The sequence below is a fragment of the Tistrella mobilis KA081020-065 genome (assembly GCF_000264455.2).
GTDB classification, from domain to species: Bacteria; Pseudomonadota; Alphaproteobacteria; order Tistrellales; family Tistrellaceae; genus Tistrella; species Tistrella mobilis.
Genome location: NC_017956.1, coordinates 3,248,889 through 3,273,806 on the forward strand (window position 1 = coordinate 3,248,889; position 24,918 = coordinate 3,273,806).

At 69.3% G+C, this 24,918-nt stretch carries 23 protein-coding genes, 2 pseudogenes and 1 riboswitch; of the genes and pseudogenes, 8 read left to right on the forward strand and 17 right to left on the reverse strand.

The window, feature by feature from the left end; genetic code table 11:
- Positions 1 to 483: 483 nt before the first annotated feature.
- A complete protein-coding gene (locus TMO_RS14775; protein ID WP_014746448.1) occupies positions 484 to 2,445 on the forward strand; it encodes a sigma-54-dependent Fis family transcriptional regulator in 1,962 nt (653 codons plus the stop codon).
- 64 nt (positions 2,446 to 2,509) lie between these two features.
- Here the strand turns inward: TMO_RS14775 and TMO_RS14780 are convergent, their stop codons facing one another.
- From TMO_RS14780 to TMO_RS14800, 4 genes and pseudogenes are all read right to left on the reverse strand, one after another.
- Positions 2,510 to 3,334, reverse strand: coding sequence for an energy-coupling factor ABC transporter ATP-binding protein (locus tag TMO_RS14780; protein WP_014746449.1), 825 nt, complete (start codon positions 3,332 to 3,334; stop codon positions 2,510 to 2,512).
- Positions 3,334 to 4,091, reverse strand: a pseudogene (cbiQ, locus tag TMO_RS32250) (cobalt ECF transporter T component CbiQ). Before cbiQ ends, TMO_RS14780 begins: the two are co-directional and overlap by 1 nt.
- On the reverse strand, positions 4,091 to 4,420 hold the full coding sequence (locus TMO_RS14795) for an energy-coupling factor ABC transporter substrate-binding protein (protein WP_014746452.1): 330 nt from the start codon (positions 4,418 to 4,420) through the stop codon (positions 4,091 to 4,093). Before TMO_RS14795 ends, cbiQ begins: the two are co-directional and overlap by 1 nt.
- A complete protein-coding gene (locus tag TMO_RS14800; RefSeq protein WP_014746453.1) occupies positions 4,417 to 5,091 on the reverse strand; it encodes an energy-coupling factor ABC transporter permease in 675 nt (224 codons plus the stop codon). Before TMO_RS14800 ends, TMO_RS14795 begins: the two co-directional genes overlap by 4 nt.
- Before the next feature lie 104 nt (positions 5,092 to 5,195).
- Positions 5,196 to 5,434: riboswitch (cobalamin riboswitch) on the reverse strand.
- 199 nt (positions 5,435 to 5,633) lie between these two features.
- Between TMO_RS14800 and TMO_RS14805 the strand changes: the two genes are divergently transcribed.
- Positions 5,634 to 6,008 (forward strand): YciI family protein, encoded by a 375-nt coding sequence (locus tag TMO_RS14805; RefSeq protein WP_014746454.1) that lies wholly within the window; start codon positions 5,634 to 5,636, stop codon positions 6,006 to 6,008.
- The gene (locus tag TMO_RS14810; protein ID WP_014746455.1) at positions 6,005 to 7,255 is read left to right on the forward strand and encodes an RNA polymerase sigma factor; all 1,251 of its coding nucleotides are present in this window, start codon (positions 6,005 to 6,007) and stop codon (positions 7,253 to 7,255) included. Before TMO_RS14805 ends, TMO_RS14810 begins: the two co-directional genes overlap by 4 nt.
- On the opposite strand, the gene TMO_RS14815 is transcribed toward TMO_RS14810, so the two are convergent.
- Complete coding sequence (locus tag TMO_RS14815) at positions 7,239 to 7,640, reverse strand: cupin domain-containing protein (protein WP_014746456.1); 402 nt, start codon at positions 7,638 to 7,640, stop codon at positions 7,239 to 7,241. The genes TMO_RS14810 and TMO_RS14815 overlap by 17 nt on opposite strands.
- A 91-nt stretch (positions 7,641 to 7,731) precedes the next feature.
- Here TMO_RS14815 and TMO_RS14820 point away from each other — a divergent pair, with 91 nt between their 5' ends.
- Positions 7,732 to 8,385: a TetR/AcrR family transcriptional regulator gene (locus TMO_RS14820; RefSeq protein ID WP_014746457.1), complete on the forward strand. Its 654-nt coding sequence runs from the start codon at positions 7,732 to 7,734 to the stop codon at positions 8,383 to 8,385.
- Here TMO_RS14820 and TMO_RS14825 read toward each other — a convergent pair.
- From TMO_RS14825 to TMO_RS32925, 4 genes and pseudogenes are all read right to left on the reverse strand, one after another.
- Complete coding sequence (locus TMO_RS14825; RefSeq protein WP_014746458.1) at positions 8,361 to 9,689, reverse strand: ferric reductase-like transmembrane domain-containing protein; 1,329 nt, start codon at positions 9,687 to 9,689, stop codon at positions 8,361 to 8,363. The two genes, TMO_RS14820 and TMO_RS14825, sit on opposite strands and share 25 nt — an antisense overlap.
- Positions 9,690 to 9,749: 60 nt before the next feature.
- Positions 9,750 to 10,265 (reverse strand): MarR family winged helix-turn-helix transcriptional regulator, encoded by a 516-nt coding sequence (locus tag TMO_RS14830; protein ID WP_014746459.1) that lies wholly within the window; start codon positions 10,263 to 10,265, stop codon positions 9,750 to 9,752.
- Positions 10,262 to 11,128 carry an FUSC family protein gene (locus TMO_RS14835; protein ID WP_014746460.1) on the reverse strand — a complete coding sequence of 289 codons (867 nt, stop codon included), beginning with the start codon at positions 11,126 to 11,128 and terminating at the stop codon, positions 10,262 to 10,264. The genes TMO_RS14830 and TMO_RS14835 overlap by 4 nt, the downstream gene beginning before the upstream one ends.
- Positions 11,129 to 11,276: 148 nt before the next feature.
- A pseudogene (locus TMO_RS32925) lies at positions 11,277 to 12,053 on the reverse strand (FUSC family protein); the annotation flags it as partial.
- 139 nt (positions 12,054 to 12,192) lie between these two features.
- Here TMO_RS32925 and TMO_RS14845 point away from each other — a divergent pair.
- The gene (locus TMO_RS14845; RefSeq protein ID WP_014746461.1) at positions 12,193 to 12,987 is read left to right on the forward strand and encodes a DUF72 domain-containing protein; all 795 of its coding nucleotides are present in this window, start codon (positions 12,193 to 12,195) and stop codon (positions 12,985 to 12,987) included.
- Here the strand turns inward: TMO_RS14845 and TMO_RS14850 are convergent.
- The 7 genes from TMO_RS14850 to TMO_RS14880 all read right to left on the reverse strand — a co-directional run bounded on the left by TMO_RS14850 (position 12,984) and on the right by TMO_RS14880 (position 20,916).
- Positions 12,984 to 14,096, reverse strand: a complete 1,113-nt coding sequence (locus tag TMO_RS14850; protein WP_014746462.1) for a hypothetical protein — start codon at positions 14,094 to 14,096, stop codon at positions 12,984 to 12,986. The two genes, TMO_RS14845 and TMO_RS14850, sit on opposite strands and share 4 nt — an antisense overlap.
- 102 nt (positions 14,097 to 14,198) lie before the next feature.
- Positions 14,199 to 14,795, reverse strand: a complete 597-nt coding sequence (locus tag TMO_RS14855; RefSeq protein ID WP_014746463.1) for a HutD family protein — start codon at positions 14,793 to 14,795, stop codon at positions 14,199 to 14,201.
- Between the two features lie 39 nt (positions 14,796 to 14,834).
- On the reverse strand, positions 14,835 to 16,508 hold the full coding sequence (gene hutU, locus TMO_RS14860) for a urocanate hydratase (RefSeq protein WP_014746464.1): 1,674 nt from the start codon (positions 16,506 to 16,508) through the stop codon (positions 14,835 to 14,837).
- A 74-nt stretch (positions 16,509 to 16,582) separates the two neighbouring features.
- Positions 16,583 to 18,145 (reverse strand): HAL/PAL/TAL family ammonia-lyase, encoded by a 1,563-nt coding sequence (locus TMO_RS14865; protein WP_228382234.1) that lies wholly within the window; start codon positions 18,143 to 18,145, stop codon positions 16,583 to 16,585.
- On the reverse strand, positions 18,138 to 18,959 hold the full coding sequence (locus TMO_RS14870; protein ID WP_014746466.1) for a quaternary amine ABC transporter ATP-binding protein: 822 nt from the start codon (positions 18,957 to 18,959) through the stop codon (positions 18,138 to 18,140). Before TMO_RS14870 ends, TMO_RS14865 begins: the two co-directional genes overlap by 8 nt.
- Positions 18,952 to 19,809 (reverse strand): ABC transporter permease, encoded by an 858-nt coding sequence (locus TMO_RS14875; protein WP_014746467.1) that lies wholly within the window; start codon positions 19,807 to 19,809, stop codon positions 18,952 to 18,954. The genes TMO_RS14870 and TMO_RS14875 overlap by 8 nt, the downstream gene beginning before the upstream one ends.
- A 117-nt stretch (positions 19,810 to 19,926) precedes the next feature.
- Positions 19,927 to 20,916: an ABC transporter substrate-binding protein gene (locus TMO_RS14880; protein ID WP_322111269.1), complete on the reverse strand. Its 990-nt coding sequence runs from the start codon at positions 20,914 to 20,916 to the stop codon at positions 19,927 to 19,929.
- A gap of 296 nt (positions 20,917 to 21,212) precedes the next feature.
- Between TMO_RS14880 and hutC the strand changes: the two genes are divergently transcribed.
- Entirely contained in the window at positions 21,213 to 21,971 is a 759-nt protein-coding gene (gene hutC / locus TMO_RS14885; RefSeq protein ID WP_014746469.1) for a histidine utilization repressor, read from the forward strand.
- A 66-nt stretch (positions 21,972 to 22,037) separates the two neighbouring features.
- Here hutC and TMO_RS14890 read toward each other — a convergent pair whose 3' ends face one another.
- The gene (locus TMO_RS14890; RefSeq protein ID WP_014746470.1) at positions 22,038 to 23,243 is read right to left on the reverse strand and encodes a methionine gamma-lyase; all 1,206 of its coding nucleotides are present in this window, start codon (positions 23,241 to 23,243) and stop codon (positions 22,038 to 22,040) included.
- Between the two features lie 117 nt (positions 23,244 to 23,360).
- On the opposite strand from TMO_RS14890, the gene TMO_RS14895 reads away from it, so the two are divergent.
- A complete protein-coding gene (locus TMO_RS14895) occupies positions 23,361 to 23,819 on the forward strand; it encodes an Lrp/AsnC family transcriptional regulator (protein ID WP_014746471.1) in 459 nt (152 codons plus the stop codon).
- A gap of 99 nt (positions 23,820 to 23,918) precedes the next feature.
- Positions 23,919 to 24,830 (forward strand): transglutaminase family protein, encoded by a 912-nt coding sequence (locus TMO_RS14900; protein ID WP_014746472.1) that lies wholly within the window; start codon positions 23,919 to 23,921, stop codon positions 24,828 to 24,830.
- The last annotated feature ends 88 nt before the right edge of the window (positions 24,831 to 24,918 follow it).

The window sequence follows — 24,918 nt, forward strand, 5'->3', positions numbered from 1 at the left end:
ATCCGGCCGTCCGGAGACGATGACGGGGGCGGCGCACGGGAACACCGCCCCCGCAAGTTAAGCACCGCATCCGCGAGGGATATGCTGACGCGGTGGGGGAAATGGCGGGTAGGGACGCCCGACACCATTCCGACGGATCTATTGGCAAAGGCCGTGCCAGTTGAGGTTTCCCCCCGGAAACCGCGAGACAGCGCCGGGTGGACGGCCCCGGCGACAGCGGCCGTTGTCGACCGCCTGTCGCAAGACGCGACAGTTGTGCGACAGATGTCGCAAAAGGCCGCAATGTCACGCCGTCCCCGGGCCGCCATCCTGATGCGCAAACCCTTGCATCCCTTGCATAACTGTCACCGCCGGGGCATTCTGGAGGGATAGTGTTGCGGCAAGGCAGGCGCCCGCCGCCGCAACCGGGACCGGGGTGACGGCGGCCACAGCCATAACCGACGGTCGATGAACATCAAGGGGCGCCGCGGGGAGAACGACCGGATGTCCCAGCAGTCCGGGCTGCAGATGCAGACGATCACCGGCGTCCGCGGCCAGTTCCGCGATGCCGGCCACCTGCCTGACGGATCCGTGCCCGAGGTGATCGGCCGGTCCTGGCAACGCTGCGCCTCTCGCGGGCTGGCGATGAACCGGCCGGCGCGACAGGATCCGCTCGGCCTGGCGGCGCTGCGCCGCCAGCGGGAGCGCAATCACGACCTGCTGCGCCTTGCCACCCCCGAACTCGACCTGCTCGCCCATGCCATGGCGGATGCGCGCGGCGTGGCGATCCTGACCGATTCCCGCGGCCTGATCCTGGATGCCCGCGGCGATGACGGCTTCGCCGGCCGGGCCCGCCGGGTGTTCCTGCAGCCGGGCGCCTGCTGGTCGGAAGAACATGAAGGCACCAATGCGGTCGGCACGGCGCTGGCCGAAGGCGGCCTGGTGGAGGTCGACGGGGCGGAGCATTATCTGGACGAGAACCGCTTCCTGGTCTGCACCGCGATGCCGGTCTTCGATCCGTCCGGGCGGATCGCCGGACTGTTCGATCTGTCGGCCGATGCCCGCCGCCCGCAAACCCATGCCCGGACCCTGATCCGCCTGGCGGTCGTCAATCTGGAGCATCGCTGGGCGATGCAGGCCGCAGAGGCCGACGGTGCCGATCTGCTGGTGCGGCTGCATTCCCACCCCTCCTGGCTCGGCACCCCGCATGAGGGGCTGCTGGCCTTCCGAGACGGGCGGCTGACCGCGGCCAACCGCATCGCCCTCGGCCTGCTCGGCGTCGATGCCTCGACGATCGGCGAGACCGACTGGGAAGCCCTGTTCGACGGGGCGATGACCGGCGAGGCCCGGCTTCTGCACACCCGTGCCGGCGGTGTGCCGATGCATCTGCGCGTCTCGCGCCCCGCCCCCGCGGCACCGCGCCGCCGCCCGACGCCTGGCCCCGTCGCCGAGGCCCAGGCCGTGACCGTTCGCGGCGGCATGGTGTGGGACAGCGGCACCGATGCCCTGCTCGCCCGCGCCGTGCGGGCCGCAGATGCCGATATCCCGGTGCTGCTACAGGGGGAAACCGGTACCGGCAAAGAGGTCTTCGTGCGCGCGCTGCACCGCCGGTCCAGCCTGGCCGACCGGCCCCTGGTCGCCGTGAACTGCGCCGCCATTCCGGAAGGCCTGCTGGAAAGCGAGCTGTTCGGCTACGAGGATGGCGCCTTCACCGGCGCCCGGCGGCGTGGCTCCACCGGCCGCATCCGCCAGGCCGAGGGCGGTATCCTGTTTCTGGACGAAATCGGCGACATGCCGCTTGGCCTGCAGGCGCGGCTGCTGAGGGTGCTTCAGGATGGCGAGGTCCTGCCGCTGGGTGCCGGCAAGCCGGTCAAGGTCGATTTCCGGCTGGTCGCCGCCACCCATCAGGACCTGAAGACGGCCGTGGCCGAAGGGCGCTTCCGCAGCGACCTCTATTACCGCCTGAACCATCTGTCGGTGACGCTGACGCCGCTGCGCGACCGCCGGCCGCTGGACGGCATCGTCGACGCCGTCTTCGCCGCCACCGGGGCCGCCACACGCGCCATCCGCCTGTCGGACGAGGCCCGCCGCCGGCTGATCGGTCACGGCTGGCCCGGCAATCTGCGCGAGCTGGCCAACCTGCTGCGCACCCTGGTCGCGCTGGCGGATGACGGAGCGGTGATCGAGGCGGAAGACCTGCCGGAAGACATCAGGGCAGAGGCAAAACCCAACCCCGCTAACCCCACCAACCCCATGGCCGGGGCCGAGGCCCCGGCACAGCCGTCTCAGGCCTCTTTGGTCACGCCGGCGGTTTCGGCCTCGCCGGGCCCCGCCTCCCTCCGCGCCCTGACCGATGAGGCGGTCTTCCGCGCCCTGGCGGGGACCGGGGGCAATATCAGCGCAGCCGCCCGTGTGCTGGGCATTCACCGCGCCACGCTTCACCGCCGGCTGAAGGCTTCGGGCTGAGGAAGGCGGGGGCTGACGAAGGCCGGGTGGGCACCCGGCCCCGGTTATCGCAATGGCGCCCCGGTTATCGCAATGGCGGTAGTGCCGCCACCAGATCCTCCAGCCGCCGCGGCAGGGGCCCGGCCGGCAAAAGTCCGCGGGATGCCAGGGCAGAGGCCAGACGGTGCAGCATCGGCAGGCGCAGCCCCAGCCCCGACAGCAGCACCTCGTCTTCGAAAACCGTGTCGGGCGCCCCGTCCAGGACGATCCGGCCACGGCCGAAAACGGCGACACGGTCGGCCCAGCCATTGGCCAGATCCATGTCATGGGTGGCGATGACCACGGCGGTGCCGGTGTCCGCCACCGCATCCAGGCGCTGCATCAGTTCGTCCACCCCCGCCGGATCCAGGCCCGCCGTCGGCTCGTCGAGCAGCAGAATGCCGGGACGCATGGCGAGCAGCCCCGCGATCGCGACCCGCTTACGCTGGCCGAAGCTGAGCATATGGGTGGCCCGGTCGGCGAGGTGGGCGACGCCCATCATCGCCAGCGCCTCGGCCGTGCGCTCCCTGGCCTCGGCTGCCGTCAGCCCCAGATTGAGCGGGCCGAAGCTCACATCCTCGGCGACGGTCGCCGCAAAGAGCTGATCATCCGGGTCCTGAAACACCAGACCGACGCGGTGCCGCAGCCGGGTCAGCCCCTTGCGGTCGTGGGTGACCGGGGTGCCGTCCAGCACGACCTGCCCCTGATCGGTGCGGATCGCCCCGGCCAGCGCCAGCAGCAGGGTCGATTTGCCGGCGCCATTGGCGCCCAGAATGGCCAGCCGGCCGCCGGCCGGGATCGCCAGATCAACATGGTCGAGCGCCGTGACGCCGCCCGGATAATGATGGACCAGACCGCGGGCTTCGAGCATCAGCCGATCCAGACCGCGCCGGCCGCAGCAAGCACCAGACCACCGGCAAGCAGGGCAAGCCGCGCCGGGGCCGCAACCGCCTCGGTGCCGGCAAAGCGCAGCCGGCCGTCATAGCCGCGCACCGCGAGCCCGGCATTCATCCGCTGCGCCCGATCCAGCACCCGGGGCAGAAGCCCGGCAAGCAGCCGCCCGCCCGAACGGATCTGCCGGCCCCAGCCGGCATGCCCCAGCCGGGCCGCCTGGGCACGCTGCCCGGTCTCCAGACAGTCCAGCACCAGCCAGACGATGCGGAACATCATCATCGCCAGATCCGAGATGTCGGGGGCAGCCCGCGACGCTGAACCATCTGCAGCAGCGAGGTGAGCGGCGTGGTCAGCGCAAGCCCGATCAGACAGACGACGCAGGTGATGCTTCTGAGGCCGGTGAAGGCGGCGGCAGACAGCATCTCGGGCCCGGCGATGCCCACAACCGGCCCCACCACTTCTGGCCCGCCCGCCCAATGCAGCGTGATCATCTGCACCGCAGTACCGGCCAGGATGAAACCGGCCGGCACCACGGCCGCGGCGCGCAGATCCCGCGGCGCCACCCGTGCCGCCCCCAGCACCAGGCAGAGGACCAGCATCAGGATCACGATCTGGCCGATCCAGCCGGCCGCGATGAGCGAGACCAGCATCAGCCCGATGAAGATCAGGGCCTTTTCGGCAGCCGGTCGTCTGCGCCAGCGGTTGGTCTGCGCGGCACGATCGATGGCCCGCATCAGGCGCGGGGTCCGTCGGCACGTGCCGGCGCCGCCTCGTCCCCGGCCGGATCCGCCTCGCGGCGGCCACGGCGCAGGCCGAAATAATAGCCGAGCAGACCGGCGCCGATCGCTGCCTGAAGGGCGAAGAGCAGGCTTTCGATCTCGCCGCTCGGCGGCTCCCACAGCGGCTGGAACCAGGGCACGTAGTCCGGCGCGATCTCGCCGATCACCAGTTCCGCCTGACCGTCGGCCCCGGCGAATTCCACCGTGCCGGGCGGATGGATCAGCAGCGGCGCGATCGCCAGCATCACGACCAGGGCGAGCAGAACCAGATTGCGCTTCATCATGACGCCACCCGCCCGCGGAACAGATCCAGCGCCTTCAGTTCCGAGCGGCTGTAGCGGCCGAGCATGTTGAACACCACCACGGTCAGCAGCCCCTCGCTGATCGCCAGCGGCACCTGGGTGAGGGCGAAAATGCCCAGGAACTTCGACGCCGCCCCGGCGATGCCGCCGGCCGGATCGGGGAAGGCGAGCGCCAGTTGCAGCGAGGTCACCACATAGGTCGCAAGATCGCCGAGCGTCGCCGCAAAGAAGATCGCGAGCGCGGCCCCGGCCCCCATGCGCGTCAGGCCGTGGAACAACCCCCAGGCAACGAAGGGCCCGGCGATCGCCATGGAGAATACGTTGGCGCCAAGGGTGGTGAGCCCGCCATGGGCGAGCAGCAGGGCCTGAAACAGCAGCACGATGGTGCCGAGCACGGTGGTCACCGTGGGGCCGAACAGGGTGGCGGCCAGCCCCGTTCCGGTCGGATGGGAACAGCTGCCGGTCACCGAGGGCAGTTTCAGCGCCGAGAGCACGAAGACATAGGCGCCGGATGCCGCCAGCAGCAGCTTCACTTCCGGCGTTTCGCGGACCAGCCAGGTGATGCGGCGGGCACCGTGAATGACGAAGGGTGCCGAGACCGCCGCCCAGAGGGCGGCATGGGTCGCCGGCAGATAACCTTCCATAATATGCAAGGGCCGATCCTCCGAAGGCGTTGGCCACGTGCGGCAAGGCCTTCGGAGAAATCCCGGCAGGTTCCGGGGACCCCGCCCCCATCCGAACACCCCGTTCGGAGAGTGGCCCTGTCAGATGCGAAGGCAGGTTTCCTGGCTTGCGGGTCACCATCCGTCGCCGGCCTTCCCGGTTGCCCAGTGGCCTGACGGCCCGGAACCTCAGGTCCCGGGCGGGCGACGAACTCTCCGCTTACAGTTGCGGGGGCAGCCATGGCTCCCGGACGCAGCGCCCGTGCCCATGTTCCCTTTTACACCGCCCTCCCCCGTCAGGAGCGAGAGGCGGACCTTCATGGGGGGTGATTCTGATCTGTGGTTGTATCGGGTGTCAAGTCGTCGGCCCGCGGGTGGGGTCGGCACCGGACATCCCCGCCTCAAAAAAAATCTCGGGCCGCACGGCGTCGCTGTCGAAATCGCCATGGCCCGGGGCTCATCATTCCGGACGGGGAAGAGCGGCCCGCGGGGTGCGGGCACGGCGTGCCGTCCGCAGATGAGGGATGCGAACGATGCAGTACATGATGGTGATCTACGAAACCGCCGAAGCCCATGCGAAGCAGAAGGATCCGGCCCGGGCCGGGGCCTATTGGGGCGGCTGGGGCGCCTATGTCGAGGCAATCCGCGCCTCGGGCATCATGCTGGAAGGCCACGGGCTGCTGCCGCCCGAGACGGCGACGACGCTGCGGATCACGGACGGGCGCCGCGAGGTGCAGGACGGCCCCTTTGCCGATACCAAGGAGCGGCTCGCCGGCTATTTCGTGATTGAGGTGCCGGATCTGGACACGGCCCTCGACTGGGCCGCCCGCTGCCCCGCGGCGGCCGAGGGCGCGGTGGAGCTGCGGCCGGTGATGCCGCCGGTGCAGGAACCCGGGGGCGCGGCGTGACCGGCCCCGACGCGGCACACAGGGCGGTCGAGGCGGCGGCACGGCATTCCCGTGCCCGCCTCGTCGCCTTCCTGGCCGCACGGTTCCGCGACCTCGCCGCGGCAGAGGATGCCGTGGCCGATGCCTTTCGGATCGCGCTCGACCTCTGGCCCCGGCAGGGTGTGCCGCACGCGCCGGAGGCCTGGCTCACCACGGTCGCCCGCCGCCGGATCACCCATGCCCTGCGCCATGGGGCCGTGCGTCGGGCGGCCGAACCGGCCCTGACCCTGCTGGCGGGGGAGGCGGAGGATGCGGCGATGGCGGCGCGCCCCCTGCCCGACGACCGCCTGGCCCTGCTGTTCGTCTGCGCCCATCCCGCGATCGCCCCCGAGATGCGCGCGCCGTTGATGCTGCAGGCGGTGCTGGGGCTGGATGCAGCCCGGATCGGATCGGCCTTTCTGGTAGCGCCCGCCACCATGGGGCAGCGGCTGGTCAGGGCCAAGGCGCGGATCCGCAGCGCCGGCATCGGCTTTCAGTTGCCCGAGCCGCAGGATCTGCCGGAACGGTTGAACCATGTGCTGGATGCCGTCTACGCCGCCTTCGGCACCGGCTGGGAGATGGTGGCCGGCGGCGATACCCGCGGCGCCGACCTGACCGGCGAGGCCCTGTGGCTGGGCCGGCTGCTGGTGGAGCTGATGCCGTCCGCGGCCGAGGCGCGCGGTCTTCTGGCCCTGATGGCCCATTGCGAGGCACGCCGCCCGGCAAGGCGCGACACCGCCGGGCGCTATGTCCCGATCGATCTTCAGGACACCACGCTCTGGCGGGCCGATCTGATCGCCGAGGCCGAAGCCCAGCTGACCGCGGCCGCAGCCCTGGGGCGCCCCGGCCGCTATCAGCTGGAAGCGGCGATCCAGTCCGCCCATAACGCACGCGCCGACCCGGCCGGCCGGCCGCAACCCGGCCCCGACATCCGCCTGGCCCTCTATAAGGCCCTGATGGCGATCGCCCCATCCGCGGGGGCCGCCGTTGGCCATGCCGCCGCGCTCGCCGGAACGGCGGGCCCGATGCACGGCCTTCATGCCCTCGACGCCGTCGCCGGGCTTGAGACCTATCAGCCCGCCTGGGCGCTTCGGGCCCATCTGCTGGCGGCGTCGGGCGATGCCGCATCGGCGCGCGCCGCCTATGCCCGGGCGATCGGCCTTGCCGAGGATCCGGCCGTGCGCAGCTGGCTTGCGGCCGCGGCCGCCGGCCTCAATGACGGGGCGTGACCGACGGATCATCGGTCCAGGCGCTGCTGCCGTCGCGGGGGGTGAAGAACAGGATGTCGAGGGCGGGCGTGTGCAGGACCGCGCCGTGGGTCATGGCCCTGGGCACACAGAGGACGTCGCCGGGCCCGACCTCCAGCTGCATGTCTTCCCCACCCGTGCCGATGGTGCCCGTGCTGATGGTAAAAGTGGCGCGGCCGGCCAGGATCACCAGGATTTCGTCGCCGCCGTCATGGCGTTCCCAGAAGCCTTTCACGCTGCCTGCATCGATCCGGATCACCCCGGTCATCACCGGCCCGTCGGCCAGATGATGATCGAGCAGACGGAAATCGCCGCCCGGCACCAGTGTCGCGAGTTCCTGGGCAATCGAGAACACGGCCGGCTTCATCGGAACACCTCGTTCATCGGGGGGCTTGATCGGTCGCCTTCAGAATACGAAGATTCCTTCGGTTTCTGAATTCGCATCCGGAGCCCCGCCGATGCCGCCTGTCCCCCTTGCCACAAGCCCGCGGAAACGGCCGGTTCAGGCCCGATCGCGCGCCACCGTCGAGACGATCCTGGACGGCGCCGCTCACATTCTGATCCGCGACGGCTTCGACCGTGCCACCACCACTCGCATCGCCGAGGCGGCAGGCGTGGGCATCGGCTCGCTCTATCAGTATTTCCCGTCCAAGGAAGCGGTGGTCGCGGCGCTGATCGACCGCCACGCCGCGGCCCTGACCCGGGTGTTCGACGATCTGGCGCCGCGGCTTGCCGGCAGACCGCCGGCCGAGGCGGTGGCGATGATCGTCGCGGCCGCGACCGATGCCCACCGGCTGCACCCGGCCCTGCACCGGGTGCTGAACGAACAGGTGCCGCGGATCGGCGACATGGCCCGGATCAGGGACGTCTCGGCCACGATCACCAGCCATGTCGCCCGCTGGATCGCCACCCTGCCCCTGGCCCCCGGCCGGGATCCCGCCATTCTTGCCGTGCTGGTGGAGCGGAGCATCGAGGCCGTCGTCCACGGCGCCCTCGCCGACGGGCATGACCGCCTGCCCCGGGCGCTGCATGACGAACTGGTCACCATGCTCGCCCGGCATCTGGCGCCGGACACACCCCGACAGGATCAGCGCATCTCGAAAGCTTCCTGATGGAAGCGGCCGCGGGCGAGGCCAAGACGTTCGAGCCCGCGACGGAGGCTGCGGCCGAACCCGGCCGGACCGCAGAACCAGATCGAAGCCTCGCGCCAGCCCGGCACCAGCCCCGCCAGACGGCCGGCATCGAGCCGGCCGTCGCGACCGCTGGCCAGGATATGCAGCCGCACACCGGCCGCCGTCGCCAGCGCCTGGAGCCGGGCGACGACATCCGGCGCCGGCGCCGCCGCGCAATAGACCAGATCGACCGGCCGCCGCTCGGGTGCTGCCGCCAGCGCCTCCAGCCGTGCAAGGAAGGGCGTGATGCCGATACCGCCGGCCACCCAGAGCTGGGCCGGCTGGTGATCGATGAAGTCGAAGCGGCCATAGGGCCCTTCGACGGTCACCGGATCACCCTGTTTCACCCGGGCCGGCAGGGCCCGGGTGTGATCCCCCAACGCCTTGACATGGAAGCGCAGCCGCCCGTCGCCCTGCCAGGCGGAGGAAATGGTGAAGGGGTGCGGGCCTTCGGCGGCATCGAAGGTGACGAAGGCGAACTGCCCCGCCCGATGCCCCGGCCAGCTGCCCGAGAGCGCCAGATCGACCTCCAGCACATGGGTGGCCGGATCATGCGCCAGGCGGGAGACCCGGCCGGCCACGCGCCGGCGGATCCCGATCCGGCCGAACAGGGCCAGGAGGGCCGAGACGGTGCCGGCCGCCAGCAGCAGGGCCACCACGATGCCGACCGGCTGGACCCACTGATCGAAGGTGAACAGCACCGCGGCATGGAAGACCAGCACCAGATAGGCCAGGGCCAGCAGCCGGTGGACCTGAAAGACCCGGCGATAGGGGAAGCGCCGGATCAGCGCCAGCAGGATAAGTGCCGCCGCCGCATAGAAGGCCCATTCGCCGACGCTTTCCGCGAAGCCGCGCCAGCTGCGCAGGGTCGCCTCCAACGTGCCCGGCTCGACTGGCACCCGGTTGCGCGCCGGCCGGTCGAGCAGCCCCCAGCCCACCGCCCATTTCGGCGCCTGGGCCCACAGCCAATGGATGACGGCCGCGACCAGCGCCGTGATGCCCAGCCATTTGTGCAGCCGATAGCCCTTGTCGAGCCCGCCGAGCAGGCCTTCAAGGCGCACCGGCCGCATCGCCAGCACCAGGGCCAGGCTCATCGCACCGATCGCCAGGATGCCGGTGCCCTGCATCATCGCCGGGCGGATGGCGAAAATCTCTGCGGGCGCCTGGAAGATCTGCCCGGTGGCGAGCCAGAGGCCGGGCAGGACGACAAGGAAGGCAATCAGCAACCGCTTGGGCGCGGACATGGGACGGGTACTCCATCAGGCGACGTCATCGCTCCTTTTTACGCCGCCTGACTGGGAAACCTACGGGGCACGCATGCGACCCGGTGCCGCATCCCGAAGATTGGCCTCCACCTGCGCCATGACCTTGAGCGTGACGGCCAGATCGGCATCGGCAACGCCCCGGAAGATACCCTCGCGCAGCGTGGTCAGGTCACGGCCGAGCCGTTCCGCCAGCTCCCGCCCGGCCGGCGTCAGGCGGACGAGCCGGGCCCGTCGGTCGTCGCTGTCCTCCACCCGCTCGACATGGCCGTCGGCGACCAGCTGGTCGATCACCCGGACCAGGGTCGGGCCCTCCAGGTTCATCACCTCGGCCAGCCGGCCCTGACGGGTGCCGTCGCCCAGCCGCGCCAGATAGCGGAGCGGCAAAGCCCTGGCCTCGGACAGGCCGTGACCGTGCAACGCCTGATCCAGCAGCCGGCGATAGAGCCGGGCAATCAGGACCAGGTGCATGCCGAAGCGCTCCATGCGGCCCGGCCGGCCGAGGGGGGCGTCGTCGGTGGTGGTGGCGTCGTCAGTGGTTCGGGCGTCGTCCGTCATGCCACTCCCTTCCCGACCGGCCCCAGGATCCTGCCGCCCGCCTTCAGCGCCGCGGCCGCCAGCAGAAGCGACCGGCCGAGATCGGGATCCGCAGCTGCTGCGGACAGGGCCTCCAACGCACGCGCGGTGCCTGCCGGATCCTGGGCGAAGCCCGCCAGCGCCGCAAGCCCCGGCCGGCCTTCGGGGTGGGCGGCCAGCATCGCCACCGCACGGGCCAGCACCAGGACGGCGAGCGGCCGCCCGGGCAAGGCCGCCATGCCGCCGGCCCGGCCCAGATGCAGCATCAGCCGCAGAATGCCGCGGGTGCTCCGCGCCGCATGGCGGGCAGCCGCCGCTTCGGTCGCAGGGCCGGCGATCAGCCGGCGCAGATCGTCGCGCAGCACGGCCGCAACCCGCGCCGCCTGACCCTCGGGCCGGCGCGGCAGGGCGATGCAGGTCCCCGCCACCAGCGCCGCCCCCAGGATCAGGGCGGCGGAGCCCGCCAGAATCTCGGACGCCCCGGCCGCCGGCATGCCGGCCTGAGAGGCGAGCAGGAAGCACATATTGGCATCCAGCGCCGGCAGGGCGGTGCGGGTCGAGGCGCGCCCGAGCCCGCCGATCAGGAAGATCGGCGCCATGGTCAGGATCAGCATGGCCGTGCCGTCCAGATATGGCTGAACCAGCAAGCGATAGCCGGTCGCGAGCGCGACGCCGCTGACCACCCCCAGGAACATCAGCGGCGCCACCTTTTGCGGCAGCGGCATCGATCCCAGCACCATCGAAAAGATGCAGACCCCGAGCGCCGCAAGCTCTGCCGCCGGCCAACCGGTGGCAAGACCTGCGGCACCGGCAAGAAAACTGGCGCCGCCTGCGACCGCTCCCATGCGCCAGGCCGCCCCGCCAGTCGCGATCGGCGCCGAGTGTGGGGCGGTCGGACGTCAGCCGGGTCGCTTCCGGCGGCGTCCCCTGGCCGGCCAGTCGCCGACGGGCCACTTCAAGCCGGATCTCTGCTGCATCGGGTCGCGCGCCGTCATCCAGACCAAGGCGTCGGGTTTCTGCTGCCGCCATCATGTCGAAGCAGGCGAAGAGCAGCGCATCGACATGGCGGCGCCGGCGATAACCGTCGACCGATCCGGCGGTCACTGGCGCCGTCAGGGCATCGAGCCGGGTCATCTGTGTAAGCAGGCGATGTTCAGCCGCGGCCACTTCCGCCTCGGGCGCCCGGGCACGGCACAGGCCGGCAAAATCGCGCACACCTCCGACCAGACGGTCGAGACCGTCGAGGAAATCCGCATGGCGCGCGGGCGGCGTGAAGAGGCCGGTCACCAGAGTCACCACCACCACACCGATCAGCGTGCATTCCACCCGCGCCATGGCGAGTGCGATCGACTGATCCGGCGCAAAGAGCGATGGCAGCACCACCACGGCCGCGGTCATGCCGGCCATCAGTGGCGCATAGGACGCCGTGCCGCGGATCAGCCGCGTGGCACCGGCGCCGGCGGCCATCCAGAACCCGAGAACGACCAGCGTCAGCAGGGGATCCCCCGCAAACGTGACCGCCGCCAGCCCAAAGCCCGCCCCGATCAGGGTGCCGAGGATGCGAAAGATGCCGCGCTCGATCAGCAGGCCGCGCGCGGACTGGGCGACCACCCAGACCGGCATCGCCGCCCAATAGGCGTTCTGAACATGCAGCAGGGCGGCGATCGAGAAGGCGATCAGGGCGGCGGCGGCAAGGCGCACCGCCTGGAAGAGCCCGGCCCGATCGAGCCCGAGCCGCGCCGGCCAGCCGTGAACGGCGAGAGACATCATGACGAACCCCGATGATGAGCATGGGAGTCAGATTATCATTAGGTAGGTGAGCTATCTTTATGCACTTTGCGCAGAGGACACATGCGGGCGATGATGGACACCGCACCCGGGCCTTCCCTCCTTCAACCTGGTGGATCCCATGACCGGCACCATCCGTATCGGCATCGGCGGCTGGACCTTCGAGCCCTGGCGCGGCCGCTTCTATCCCGACGGGCTGCCCCATAAGCGCGAGCTGGAATATGCCGCCGGTCGGCTCAGTTCGATCGAGGTCAACGGCACCTATTACGGCACGCAAAAGCCCGAGACCTTCGCCCGCTGGCGTGACGAGACGCCCGAGGATTTCGTCTTTGCCCTCAAGGGGCCGCGTTTCACCACGAATCGTCGGGTGCTGGCGGAGGCCGGGGCGTCCGTGGAACGTTTTCTTGAAGGCGCGGTGGTGCTCGGCCCCAAACTGGGCCCGATCAACTGGCAGTTCATGCCCACCAAGGCCTTCCTGCCCGAGGATTTCGAAGCCTTCCTCGACCTGCTGCCGCCGGAGCGCAACGGCCTGCGCCTCCGCCATGCAGTGGAGCTTCGCCATCAGAGCTTCGCGGTTCCGGAGCTGATCACCCTGGCCCGGACCCGCGGTGTGGCGATCGTGATCGCGGGCGATTCGGAGCATCCGCAGATCGCCGACCCCACCGCCGACTTCGCCTATCTTCGGATCATGGGCACGCACGAGGACGCGGAGACCGGCTATACGCCGGAGGCGCTTGACCTCTGGGCCACCCGCGCTCGTGCCATCGCCGCCGGGACCACGCCCGAGGGCCTGACGATGGTGGGGCAACCGCCTGCGACGCCCACGCCACGTGACGTCTTCCTCTATGTCATCTCGGGCTTCAAACCCGCCAATCCGGCAGCCGCCATGGCACTGATCGAGCGGCTGAGCCGCTAGCTTCCAAGGTCGAAGCCGGTCACCGCCAGCACCACCCCATTGACCAGCAGTTCCACCGTATGATGGCCGGGATGATGGCGGCGGGTGGAAAAGTCGCGGATCACCTGGGAGCGGGAGAGTTGCAGCCGCTCGCCGGGCCCGAGATCGACGGTACGAAGCTTGAAGACCTTGCGGGAAATGCCGGTCGGGCGGACATAGCCGATGGCATAGTCGATCACCAGTCGTTGGGGCGTTGCCGCGGTGGAGACCAGATCGACGGCAAGGGTGATGCGATCGCCCGGACGGATCCTGGCCGGGGTGATCGCCGCCGCCTCCACCCGCAGCTCTGCGGGCCGGTCGGCACCGATCAGCGCCAGCGCCCGCGTATCGCCGGCCTTGATCCGGCTGCGCAGACCGTGGCGGATGATCCAGGCGATATGCGGATGATCCCGGTCCCAGCCGGCAAGCCGATCCAGCAGCCAGTCGGGATGGTCCTTCGAGACGTCGTTCAGGTGGTTGGCGACCGAGCGGCGGACATAGATCGCGGGATCGGTCTTCAGCCGGTCGAGGATCGGCCAGGTCAGCGCCGGATCGGCGACCACCGCCTCCAGCCGGAAGGACCAGGGCAGGCGCGGCCTGCCCCCCTCGCTCGCCAGGCGGCGGACATGTTCGGATGCATCGGCGGTCCAGTCGGTCATCACCCCCAGCACATGGGCCGGGTCGCGGCGGATGAAGGGGCGGATGCCGAACTCCGACGAGCCGAACCGGGTGAAGAAGGCGAGTGCATCCAGCGCCCGATCCGTGTCGTCGGACGCAAACCGGGCCACCCAGTCGGGCAGGATCAGGGTCGCGAAGCCCGATCCCATGCGCGGCGCCAGGTCGCGCAGCACATCGAGCGCCCGCTCGACCGGCAGGTCGAGCGCCGCATGCATCGCCCCGCTGACCTGACCAAGCCGGGCCATCAGGGCCAGATCGTCGAGGTCACGCAGCGCCGCCTCAAGAAAGCACGCGCGATCGAAGGCGGGCGAGAGATCGGCCAGATGACCGGCGATCGTCTCGATCCGGGCGCGGTCGAAGATTTCTTTGAGGGCAGGCTCTTTGAGGTCAGGTTGGACGGCAGTATCGGTCATGGCATCCGGGCGCGGTTCGGTGGTGCTGGAACCGGCATCCTGCCATGGAAGATGACAGAAACCTGTCAGGAGGTTTCGCCTGCGCCGGGCAAACCCCGCGCCTCAGGCCGGCATGCGCTCGCGGATCCGGCAGACCATCAGCAGACCCTCGCCATTGACCCCGCCGGCCTCGGCCAGGCCGCGGCGGTCGATGAGCAGGGCGTCGAGCGGTGCAAGATCGACCGTTTCGCCCCGGATCTGCACGCCGACCTGACCGCTGACGCACAGCAGCAGCACGATCTCGGACACCACGGCCAGATCGACGGGGCCGGCGACCCGCATCCGCTCCATTTCGTGGACGAATCCCGCCCGCCGGGTCATCAGGTTGAGATCGGTGATCGGCCCGTCGATCAGCCGGGCGGTGGTGGGCTGATCGGCGGGGAAGGCGAAGGGCTCGGCGGCGGGGTCCAGGCTGCAGCTGCCCACCCCTGCCACCGACAGCTCCATCCCCGCGCCCCGGATCACCGCGAGCGACCGGTCGATGCCGGGGAAGATCGAGAACGGCCCGTCGGTGGCGACGGTCGCCATGCTCAACCGCCAGTCAAAGCCGTCGAGCCCGGCATCGGCGGGCGAGATCGCGATTTCCACGGTCTCGCCGCCGCCGTTCTTCCAGGGCATGCGCCGATGTCCGGCCGCAGGCAGCAGACGCATCGGGGCCATGACCGTTCCTCCGTCTTGCCCGGCCGCCGACGGCCGGTCTCAGTTCCCCAGGATCGCGGGCAGACGCAGCCCCTGTTCGCGGGCGCAGTCGAGCGCGATGTCATAGCCGGCATCGGCATGGCGCATCACGCCGGTCGCAGGGTCGTTCCACAGAACCCGCTCCACCCGGCGCGCCGCATCCTCGGTACCGTCACAGACGACGACCATACCCGAATGCTGCGAAAAGCCCATACCCACGCCGCCGCCATGATGGAGGCTGACCCAGGTGGCGCCGCTCGCGCAGTTGAGCAGGGCATTCAGCAGCGGCCAGTCCGACACCGCATCCGAGCCGTCCTTCATCGCCTCGGTCTCGCGGTTGGGGCTGGCGACCGACCCCGAATCCAGATGGTCGCGGCCGATCACCACCGGTGCCTTCAGCTCGCCCTTCGCGACCATCTCGTTGAAGGCGAGACCAAGACGGTGACGATCGCCCAGGCCGACCCAGCAGATCCGCGCCGGCAGACCCTGGAAGGAGATGCGCTCCCGCGCCATGTCCAGCCAGCGGTGGAGATGGGCGTTGTCGGGCAGCAGCTCCTTCACCTTGGCATCGGTCTTGTAGATGTCTTCCGGATCGCCGGAGAGCGCTGCCCAGCGGAACGGGCCGACGCCGCGGCAGAAGAGCGGGCGGATATAGGCCGGCACAAAGCCCGGGAAGGCGAAGGCGTTTTCCAGCCCCTCATCCTTCGCGACCTGGCGGATGTTGTTGCCATAGTCGAGGGTCGGCACGCCCTGGTTCCAGAAGTCGAGCATCGCCTGGACATGGACCTTCATCGAGGCCCGTGCCGCCGCTTCCACCGCCTTGGGGTCGCTCTCGCGCTTCGCCCGCCATTCGGCCATGTTCCAGCCGATCGGCAGATAGCCGTTGATCGGATCATGGGCCGAGGTCTGGTCGGTGACGATGTCGGGGCGGACGCCGCGGCGGACCAGTTCGGGCAGAATCTCGGCGGCATTGCCGAGCAGACCGACCGATTTCGCCTCGCCGGCCCCGGTCCAGACCCGAATCATCTCCAGCGCCTCGTCGAGCGATTCCGTCTTCGCATCCAGATAGCGGGTGCGGAGGCGGAAATCGATCGAGTCGGGGTTGCACTCCACCGCCAGGCAGCAGGCGCCGGCCATCACCGCCGCCAGCGGCTGGGCGCCGCCCATGCCGCCGAGCCCGCCGGTCAGGATCCAGCGGCCCTGCAGATTGCCGTCATAATGCTGGCGGCCGGCTTCGACGAAGGTCTCGTAGGTGCCCTGAACGATGCCCTGGGTGCCGATATAGATCCAGGATCCGGCGGTCATCTGGCCGTACATGGCCAGGCCCTTGCGGTCCAGTTCGTTGAAATGGTCCCAGGTCGCCCAATGCGGCACCAGGTTGGAATTGGCGATCAGCACCCGGGGCGCATCTTTGTGGGTGCGGAACACGCCCACCGGCTTGCCCGACTGGACCAGCAGGGTTTCGTCATCCGAAAGCGTGCGCAGCGTGGCCGCGATCCGGTCGAAATCCGCCCAGGTGCGGGCGGCGCGGCCGATGCCGCCATAGACCACCAGTTCGTTGGGGTTCTCGGCGACGTCCGGATCGAGGTTGTTCATCAGCATGCGGAGCGGGGCCTCGGTCAGCCAGCTCCGGGCGCTGATCTCGGGTCCGCGCGGCGCCCTGATCTCGCGGATGTTGTGGCGCGGATTGCTCATCGGATGTGCTCCTCGGGCGAAGTGTAGGCCGGGTCGGTCTGGGGGCGGCAGGGGCTGAAAGGCGGACATCGCCGTCAGGGACGGGTGGTCCTGAGGATGGTGTGCAGGGCGGCGAAATCGCCGTTGAGCGGCCGGTCGTCGGCATAGGGGGCCACGCGTGCCCGGATGCGGCGATAGAGCGCGTCGGTGCGCGGCGCCCGGGCGAGGGCCGGGGGTTGCAGATCATAGGCCTGGGCGGCGGCCAGCAGCTCGATCGCCAGGATGCGCTCAAGATTGTCGAGCACCGCCAGCGCCTTGCCCGCGGCCGGGGTGGCGTGGGTCAGGATGTCTTCCTGAAGCGCCGAGGTGATGCCACCATCCAGGCTGGCCGGGGCGGCGAGCCGCCGGCATTCGGCAGCCAGCGCCGCGGCGGTGTACTGGGCGATCATGAAGCCCGAACACACCCCGCTGTCGCCGGCAAGGAAGGCCGGCAGCCGGCTGACCAGCGGGTTGACCAGCCGGTCGACCCGGCGTTCCGAAATCGCGGCAAGCTCTGCCGCCGCCACCGCCAGCCCGTCCATGGCAAGACCCAGCGCCGCACCCACGGCATGCGCCTGGGAATGCACCTCGGGTGCCTCGGGTGTGCCCGACACCGCCGGGTTGTCGGTGACGCTGGCAAGCTCCCGATCGACCACCACCGCCAGCTGCTCCACCTGGTCGCGCACCGCACCATGGATCTGGGGGACGGCGCGCAGGCTCAGCGGATCCTGGGTGCGGCTGCCGGCGGCGGCGGCCAGCAGCTCGCTGCCGGCAAGCCAGGCATCGAGCCTGGCGCCGACAGTCTGCAGGCCCGGGGAGGTGCGCAGCGCCAGCGGTGCCGGCGCGAAGGCCCCCGCCTGGGCGCCCAGATTCTCGTAAGCCAGCGTCGCCGCGGCATCCGCCCAGTCCATCGCCCGGTCCATGCGGGAGAGCGCCAGACAGGCGAGGCCGGTGGCACAGGGTGTGCCGTTGACCAGGCTGAGACCTTCCTTGGCCTCCAGCACCAGCGGCTCCAGCCCGATCCTGGCCAGCGCCTCGCGGCCGGTCAGCAGCTCGGTCCCGTGGCGGGCCGTGCCATGGCCGATCAGCACCAGCCCGATCTGGGCCGCATGGGTCAGGTAGCCGACGGAGCCGCGCGACGGGATCACCGGCAGGATGTTGGCATTGAGCAGCGCCAGCAATACCTCGACCGTCTGCGGCCGCACGCCCGAGTGACCATGGGCAAAATTGGCGATCTGGGCCGCCATGATCGCCCGGGTCTCGGCCTCACCCAAAGGTTCGCCCACGCCGCAGGCATGGCTGAACAGGATGTTGCGCGACAGGCTCTGCTGGGCGGAGCGGTCGATGATCACGTCGCAGAGCGCGCCGACACCGGTGTTGATGCCATAGCCGCGGATGCCACGGTCGACCAGGGCGTCGACCACCCGGCGTGCCGCCTCGATCCGCGCCCAGGCAGCGGGCGACAGCTCCAGCCCGGCCCCTTCGGCAATGGAGGCGAGATCGCGCCAGCCGAGGACGCGGTCGAGGATGATGCGGTTCGCCTGCACGAGCGCCTCCGCGGTCACGTCCCCGGAAAGGAAGCCGTCCGGCGCGGCCGGATCCTGCATGGGATCAGTCATGTCCACCTCCGGTCCGGCGCTGGACGAAACGGGCGACATAGTCATTGGCGGGATTGGTCAGGATCTCGTCGGGGCTGCCGACCTGAACCAGGCGGCCATCCTTCAGGATCGCGATCTCCGAGCCGATGCGCAGCGCCTCGTCCAGATCATGGGTGATGAAGACGATGGTCTTGGCGAGGTTCTGTTGCAGCTGAAGCAGCTGGTCCTGCATGTCGGTGCGGATCAGCGGATCCAGCGCCGAGAAGGCCTCGTCCATCAGGATCACGTCGGTATCGGCGGCCAGCGCCCGGGCCAGACCCACGCGCTGTTTCATGCCGCCCGACAGCTGGTGCGGATATTTGTCTTCATAACCCGAGAGACCGACCGCCTCGATCCACTGCATGCCGATCGGCCGGGCCTCGGCGCGCGACAGGCCACGCACCCGCTGGCCATAGACGACGTTCTGCAGCACGGTGCGATGCGGCATCAGCCCGAAGCTCTGGAACACCATGCTGACCCGGTGGGTGCGGAAATCCCTGAGCGCCTTCGCCCCCAGATCCAGGATGTTGCGGCCGTCGAAGCGGACCTCGCCGGCGGTGGGCTCGATCAGCCGGTTGATGTGGCGGACCAGGGTCGACTTGCCCGAGCCCGACAGCCCCATGATCACGAAGATCCGGCCGGCACCGATCGTCAGGCTGACATCGTCGAGACCGACGCTGCAGCCGGTGCGGGCCAGCACCTCGGCCTTGTCGAGCCCGTCCTTGACAAGCTTCAGAGCCGTGCCGGTATCGCGGCCGAAGATCTTGTAGACATTGCGGATCTCGATCTCAGCCATGACGGGCGTCCTCGTTGCGCGGCCGGCCGAAGCCCTGGGTGATGCGGTCGAGCACGATGGCCAGGATCACGATGCCGAGCCCGGCTTCCAGCCCCTTGCCGACATCGAGCGTCTGAATGCCGTTCAGCACCTGCTCGCCCAGGCCGCGGGCACCGATCATCGAGGCGACCACCACCATCGACAGGGCCATCATGATCGTCTGATTGAGGCCGGCCATGATGGTCGGCGTGGCCAGCGGCAGTTCCACCCCGAACAGGATCTGGCGCGGGCTGCCGCCGAAGGCCTGCGCCGCCTCGATCACCTCGCGGTCGACCTGACGGATGCCCAGATCGGTGAGGCGGATCAGCGGCGGCACGGCATAGATGATCGTGGCCAGCACGGCCGGCACCTTGCCCAGGCCGAAGAGCATGATCGCCGGGATCAGATAGACGAAGCTCGGCATGGTCTGCATCACGTCGAGCACCGGCAGGGTGATGCCGCGCATGATCCGGCTTTTGGCGACCCAGATACCGACGGGGATGCCGATGACCACCGAGACCAGGGTCGCCATCAGCATCAGGGCCAGCGTCTGCATGGTCAGATCCCAGAGCCCGAGCACGCCCACGACCAGCAGCATCGCGGCGATCATCACCGTCGGTGCGATCCGGCGGGTCGCCTGCCAGGCGAGCCCCGTGAACACCAGGAACACCACCCACCAGGGCAGGCCGCGCAGGATCTGCTCGATGACCAGGATGCCCTGGAGGATGACGTTCGACACGGCCTTGAACACGAAGCCGTAATCGACCACCAGCATCCGGACGAAGTCGTTGATCGGCCCGCGAATGGAGATGTGCAGGGACTCAGGGAACATGGGCTGGCTTCCTTGCCGCGGGTGAAGCGGAGGATGGCGCGGCCCCGCCGCCGGGCGGGGGCCGGCGGCGGACCGTGCGAGAGGCAGGGATGGAGGCTGCGGGCGAGGCGCGGCCCCTTACTTCACCGCCGCCTCGATCTTCGCCCGGGCCTCGGCCGGAACCCAGCCGCCCCAGACATCGCCCTTGGTCGCCAGGAAGCGCTTCGCGGCAGCCTCGGCATCGGCCTTTTCGTCGACCATGTAGGCGAGGCTGGCATTCACCTCGGCCAGCGGGAAGGTCGCCTTCTCCAGCATCTCGACGATCTCGGGCGCCGCCTTGGCGAAATCGGCGTTCAGGCCATAGGCGACCTCGACCGCCGGGAAGGCGCAGCCGCGGTCGCGCTTGCCGGTGGCGCTGGTCAGCTCGGTCCAGCAGGCCTCGTCATAGGCCGGTTCCTTCAGCTGGACCAGATCGTACTTGCCCATGATCGCGGTCGGCGTCCAGTAGTAGAACAGGATCGGCTCGCCGCGCAGATAGGCGGCCGAGATCGCCGCATCCAGCGCGGTGCCGGTGCCGGGGCGGAAATTCACATAGTCGTCGGTGAGCTTGTAAGCCTGGAGCTTGGCGGTGTTGACGCCCTCGCAGGTCCAGCCCGAGGGGCAGTTCAGGAAGCGGCCCTTGGACGGCTCCTCCGGGTCGGTGAACAGCTTCACGATCGCCGGATCCTTGAGCTGCTCCACCGTCTCCAGCTTGGGCGCGGTGGGGGCGATGCCGCGGGTGGTGTCGCCCTTGACCATATAGGCCGGGACATACCAGCCCTCGCTGGCGCCGACGAAGGTCTTGCCGACCGACACCACCTGGCCGGCGGCGGCAGCGTTGTTCCAGACGTCGCTGCGGCCGATCCATTCCTCGGCGAAGATCTGGACGTCGTTATTGGCGGTCGCCTGTTCCAGCGTCACCGAATTGCCGGGGATCGCATCCACGGCGCAGCCATAGCCTTCGGACAGGATGGTCTTCATCACCTCGGTGATGAAGGCACCGCTTTCCCAGTCGATGCCGGCAAAGGTGACGGTCTTGCCGTCCCCGCAATACGAGGCCTGGGCGCTGCCGGTGGAGACCGCGAACACGGCGGCCGTGGTGGCGAGCGCGAGCTTGAGCGTGGTGAAGGTGAAATTCGACACCGTGCGTTCCCTTTATTGCTTGGCGTACCCGGTCAGGATCTTCGGTCGTCGCCTCCTCGCCGGGCCGCACGGACAGGGGCCGCCGGGCCGGGGGTGCGCTTTGGCCCGCGCGCCCCCCGTCGTTCCCCGGAGCGCCACAGGCAAGTTGTATATGCAAGATGACCCATTTCCCGAAGGGACGCAATCCTGTATGGTCGAAAAACATGCAACTTCGCGCATGCCCACCATACAGGCAGCCCCCCATGACCCAGATCGGCGTCCAGATCGAGGCGACCCGGCCGACCCCGGCCGGCGAAGACGGGCTGCGCGAGCTGCCGCTTTACGAGCAGCTGAAGGCGCGGATCAAATCGCGCATCGCCAGCGGCGACTGGCCGGCCAATCACCGGGTGCCGTCGGAAAACGAGCTGGTCGAGGAGATGGGGGTGAGCCGGATGACCGCGCATCGCGCCCTCCGTGAGCTGGCGGCGGAAGGTGTGATCCTGCGCATTCAGGGCAAGGGATCCTTCGTGGCGCCTGCGAAGCGCAGCGCGCCCTTTCTGGGCGTGCGCAACATCGCCGATGAAATCGCCGAGCGCGGCGCGGCCCACACGGTCGCCATCACCTTGAGCCAGGCGGAAAATTGCGGCCCCGACCTTGCCGACGCGCTGGAGGTGGCGATGGGGGCCGAGGTCTTCCACACCGTGATCGTCCATCGCGAGGACGATGTGCCGATCCAGATCGAGGACCGCTTCGTCAACCCGGCGGTGGCGCCGGATTATCTTGGCCAGGATTTCCGGAGCACCACGCCCAATGCCTATCTGACGGCGCTCGCCCCGATCACGCGCACCGAACAGTCGGTGGAGGCGATCCTGCCCAAAGCCTGGGAATGCCGGCTGCTCGCCATCGCCCGGACCGAACCGTGCCTGATGGTCCGCAGGCGGACCTGGTCGGGCGCGCGGGTGGTGACGGCGGTGCGCCTGCTCTACCCCGGCACCCGCTACCGGCTGGAGAGCAGCTACTGACAAAAACAGCCGGCGGCCCCCGGAGGAGCCGCCAGCTTACCTATACAACCTGAGTGATCCGCAGCCTCAGGCGCTCTGCCGCCGCAGCGCCGGCCGCGGCAGGGCCTGCTCCAGATCCTCCAGCAGGTCCTCAGGATCCTCCAGGCCGACCGAAAGCCGGATCAGCCCGTCGGAAATGCCATAGGCGGCGCGCTCCTCGGGCGTGTAGGTCGAATGGGTCATGGACGCCGGATGCTGGATCAGGCTTTCGGCATCGCCCAGCGACACGGCCCGGCCGATCAACCCCAGCCGGTTCATGGTCTCGCGCCCGGCCGCAAGCCCGCCGGTCAGTTCGAAGGCGATCATCCCGCCCGGCAGCGCCATCTGGCGCCGGGCCAGATCGTGCTGCGGGAAATCCGCCAGTCCCGGATACCAGACCGACGCCACGGCCGGATGGGTATTCAGCATCTGCGCCACCGCAAGCGCGCTCGCCGAATGACGCTCCATGCGCAGCGACAGGGTCTTGAGCCCGCGCAGGATCAGCATGGCGTTGAACGGCGCCATCACCGCGCCGGTCATGTCCTTCAGCCCCTCCAGCCGGATCCGGCCAACGGTTTCGGCATCACCGACCACCAGCCCCGCCACCAGATCGCCATGGCCGCCCAGATATTTGGTCGCCGAATGCACCACCAGATCGGCGCCAAGCTCGATCGGCCGGGTAAGACGGGGCGTGGCATAGGTGTTGTCGACCACGGTCACGGCACCCGCGGCACGGGCGATCTCCGACACGCGGCGGATGTCGACCAGCCGCATATTCGGATTGGCCGGGGTTTCGAAATACACCACCCGGGTGCGCGGGCCGATGGCGGCGGCAAGGTTTTCGGGGTCGGTCAGGTCGACATGGGTGATGGTCACCCCGAAACGCGCCAGGCCGTGGCGCATGAAGGCGAAGGTGCAGCCATAGAGCGTGCGGTCGACGATCACCTCGTCCCCCGGCGAGACCAGCGTCCAGAGCGTTGCGGTGATCGCCCCCATGCCCGACGCCAGCGCCAGCCCCGCCTCCGCTCCTTCCAGATCGGCCATGCGGCGCTCCAGCAGGTCGAGGGTGGGGTTGGAGATGCGGGAATAAACATGGCCGGGGCGGGTGCCGGCGAACATCTCGCCACCTGCCTCGGCGGTCTCGAACACGAAGGTGGAGGTGAGATGAAGCGGCGGGGTCAACGCCCCGTCATTGGCGGCCGGATCATAGCCTGAATGGATGGCACGGGTCGAAAAGCTGCGCGAGGTGGTCATGGGGCGTCTCCCTCTGTCTCTTGAGGCATGATACGCCCTCGCTCAGGGCATTTGATTGCCATCTTCGCCCTAAATCGGCAAGATCGGGGTCATATATGCCAGGGAAGAGGCAGCGCCATGGACGACAAGGACCGGCAGATCGTCCGCATCCTCCAGACCGAGGGGCGGATTACCAATCTGGAGCTGGCCGACCGGGTGGCATTGTCGCCCTCGCCCTGCCTGCGCCGGGTGCGCGCCCTGGAAGAGACCGGCGTCATCCGCGGCTATGGCGCCCGGGTCGATGCCAAGGCCTTCGGGCTCGGCCTCACCGCCTTCGTCCATATCCGCCTGGACCGGCACAACCGGGCGGTGGTGGACGGCTTCGAACGCCGGATCGGCGTGATCGACGAGGTGGTCGAATGCCATCTGGTCACCGGCAAGTCGGATTATCTGCTGCGGGTGATGGTGGCCGACCTCGCGGCCTATGAGGATTTCGTCCGCAACCGCCTGCACGATATCGAGGGGATCACCTCGATCGAATCGATCTTCGTCTACAGCTCGGTCAAGGATGCGGGGGCCTGGCCCGATCCGGCGTGACGCCGGCCTTTCGCCAAGATGACGGCTATCCGGGCCGGATCCCTGCGGTAAGGTGCTTGCGAGACACCGACCCGCCTGAAGACGCGAGGAGCAGAATTCATGGCCGAAGGAAGCGACCGTCGACAGGCCGCCGCCGCGGGCCCGGACCAGCGGGTCAGAATTACGCATATGACGTCCTATCAGTACGACCGTGCCGTCACGCTGGGGCCCCACAGGCTGATGCTCCGGCCGCGCGAGAGCCGGGAGCACAGGCTGCTTGCCTTCGATCTCGACATTTCTCCGACAGCCCGCGTGGACTGGTCGCACGACGTCGCGGGGAATGCCGTGGCATCCACCACGTTCGAGACCCCGTCCGACACGCTGACGATCCAGGCCCGGACGGTCATGGAACTGTGCGCGCCGGCCTGGCCGGTCTTTCCGATCGCAGCCTCCGCGATCAGCTATCCGTTCCTCTATGCCGCAGACGACTGGACGGATCTGGGCGCACTTGCGGTGCCCCAATATGTCGATGCGACGGGACGGCTGTCCGACTGGGTCGAAGGTTTCGTGATGAGCAGGCCGACCGACACCCTGTCGTTGCTGAAAGACCTCAGCAACGGCGTTGCCGCCCGGATCGCCTATGAAAGCCGCGAAACCGAGGGCACGCAGGGGCCGCTCGAAACCCTGGACAGGGGGCGGGGATCCTGCCGCGATTTTGCCGTGCTGTTCACCGAAGCGGCAAGAACGCTGGGATTCGGGGCGCGGCTCGTCTCGGGTTATCTCTACGATCCGGCCGGTGATCAGCTGGGATCGGCGGCGGCCGGATCCACGCATGCCTGGGCCGAGGTCTTCGTGCCCGGCGCCGGCTGGATCCCGTTCGACCCGACCAATCGCGCGGTCGGCTCTGCCAATCTGATCCCGGTCGCGGTGGCCCGCAATATCCAGCAGATCCTGCCGATCGCGGGAAGTTTCGCCGGCGCGGATGTCGACCGGCCGGTCATGGACGTCGTCGTGAAGGTCGAAGATCTGTAGACGGCGGGCCCGGGAGAGCGGCTGGCGCCGCCTGCACCCGGTCTCGGCAGGTGATGTCACAACCGTTCAAGACGCCGGCCCCTGACCT

Excerpts from the sequence above, each read along its gene's own strand:
- TMO_RS14845 (WP_014746461.1), top strand. The coding sequence starts at position 12,193 with ATGACCGGCACCATCCGTATCGGCATCGGCGGCTGGACCTTCGAGCCC.
- TMO_RS14830 (WP_014746459.1), bottom strand. The coding sequence starts at position 10,265 with ATGACGGACGACGCCCGAACCACTGACGACGCCACCACCACCGACGAC.
- TMO_RS14820 (WP_014746457.1), top strand. The coding sequence starts at position 7,732 with ATGCCGCCTGTCCCCCTTGCCACAAGCCCGCGGAAACGGCCGGTTCAG.
- hutC (WP_014746469.1), top strand. The coding sequence starts at position 21,213 with ATGACCCAGATCGGCGTCCAGATCGAGGCGACCCGGCCGACCCCGGCC.
- TMO_RS14795 (WP_014746452.1), bottom strand. The coding sequence starts at position 4,420 with ATGATGAAGCGCAATCTGGTTCTGCTCGCCCTGGTCGTGATGCTGGCG.
- TMO_RS14805 (WP_014746454.1), top strand. The coding sequence starts at position 5,634 with ATGCAGTACATGATGGTGATCTACGAAACCGCCGAAGCCCATGCGAAG.
- TMO_RS14890 (WP_014746470.1), bottom strand. The coding sequence starts at position 23,243 with ATGACCACCTCGCGCAGCTTTTCGACCCGTGCCATCCATTCAGGCTAT.
- TMO_RS14865 (WP_228382234.1), bottom strand. The coding sequence starts at position 18,145 with ATGACTGATCCCATGCAGGATCCGGCCGCGCCGGACGGCTTCCTTTCC.
- TMO_RS14780 (WP_014746449.1), bottom strand. The coding sequence starts at position 3,334 with ATGCTCGAAGCCCGCGGTCTGGTCCATCATTATCCGGGCGGCGTCACG.
- TMO_RS14815 (WP_014746456.1), bottom strand. The coding sequence starts at position 7,640 with ATGAAGCCGGCCGTGTTCTCGATTGCCCAGGAACTCGCGACACTGGTG.
- TMO_RS14900 (WP_014746472.1), top strand. The coding sequence starts at position 23,919 with ATGGCCGAAGGAAGCGACCGTCGACAGGCCGCCGCCGCGGGCCCGGAC.
- TMO_RS14855 (WP_014746463.1), bottom strand. The coding sequence starts at position 14,795 with ATGGCCCCGATGCGTCTGCTGCCTGCGGCCGGACATCGGCGCATGCCC.
- TMO_RS14850 (WP_014746462.1), bottom strand. The coding sequence starts at position 14,096 with ATGACCGATACTGCCGTCCAACCTGACCTCAAAGAGCCTGCCCTCAAA.
- hutU (WP_014746464.1), bottom strand. The coding sequence starts at position 16,508 with ATGAGCAATCCGCGCCACAACATCCGCGAGATCAGGGCGCCGCGCGGA.
- TMO_RS14775 (WP_014746448.1), top strand. The coding sequence starts at position 484 with ATGTCCCAGCAGTCCGGGCTGCAGATGCAGACGATCACCGGCGTCCGC.
- TMO_RS14875 (WP_014746467.1), bottom strand. The coding sequence starts at position 19,809 with ATGTTCCCTGAGTCCCTGCACATCTCCATTCGCGGGCCGATCAACGAC.
- TMO_RS14835 (WP_014746460.1), bottom strand. The coding sequence starts at position 11,128 with ATGGGAGCGGTCGCAGGCGGCGCCAGTTTTCTTGCCGGTGCCGCAGGT.
- TMO_RS14825 (WP_014746458.1), bottom strand. The coding sequence starts at position 9,689 with ATGTCCGCGCCCAAGCGGTTGCTGATTGCCTTCCTTGTCGTCCTGCCC.
- TMO_RS14895 (WP_014746471.1), top strand. The coding sequence starts at position 23,361 with ATGGACGACAAGGACCGGCAGATCGTCCGCATCCTCCAGACCGAGGGG.
- TMO_RS14870 (WP_014746466.1), bottom strand. The coding sequence starts at position 18,959 with ATGGCTGAGATCGAGATCCGCAATGTCTACAAGATCTTCGGCCGCGAT.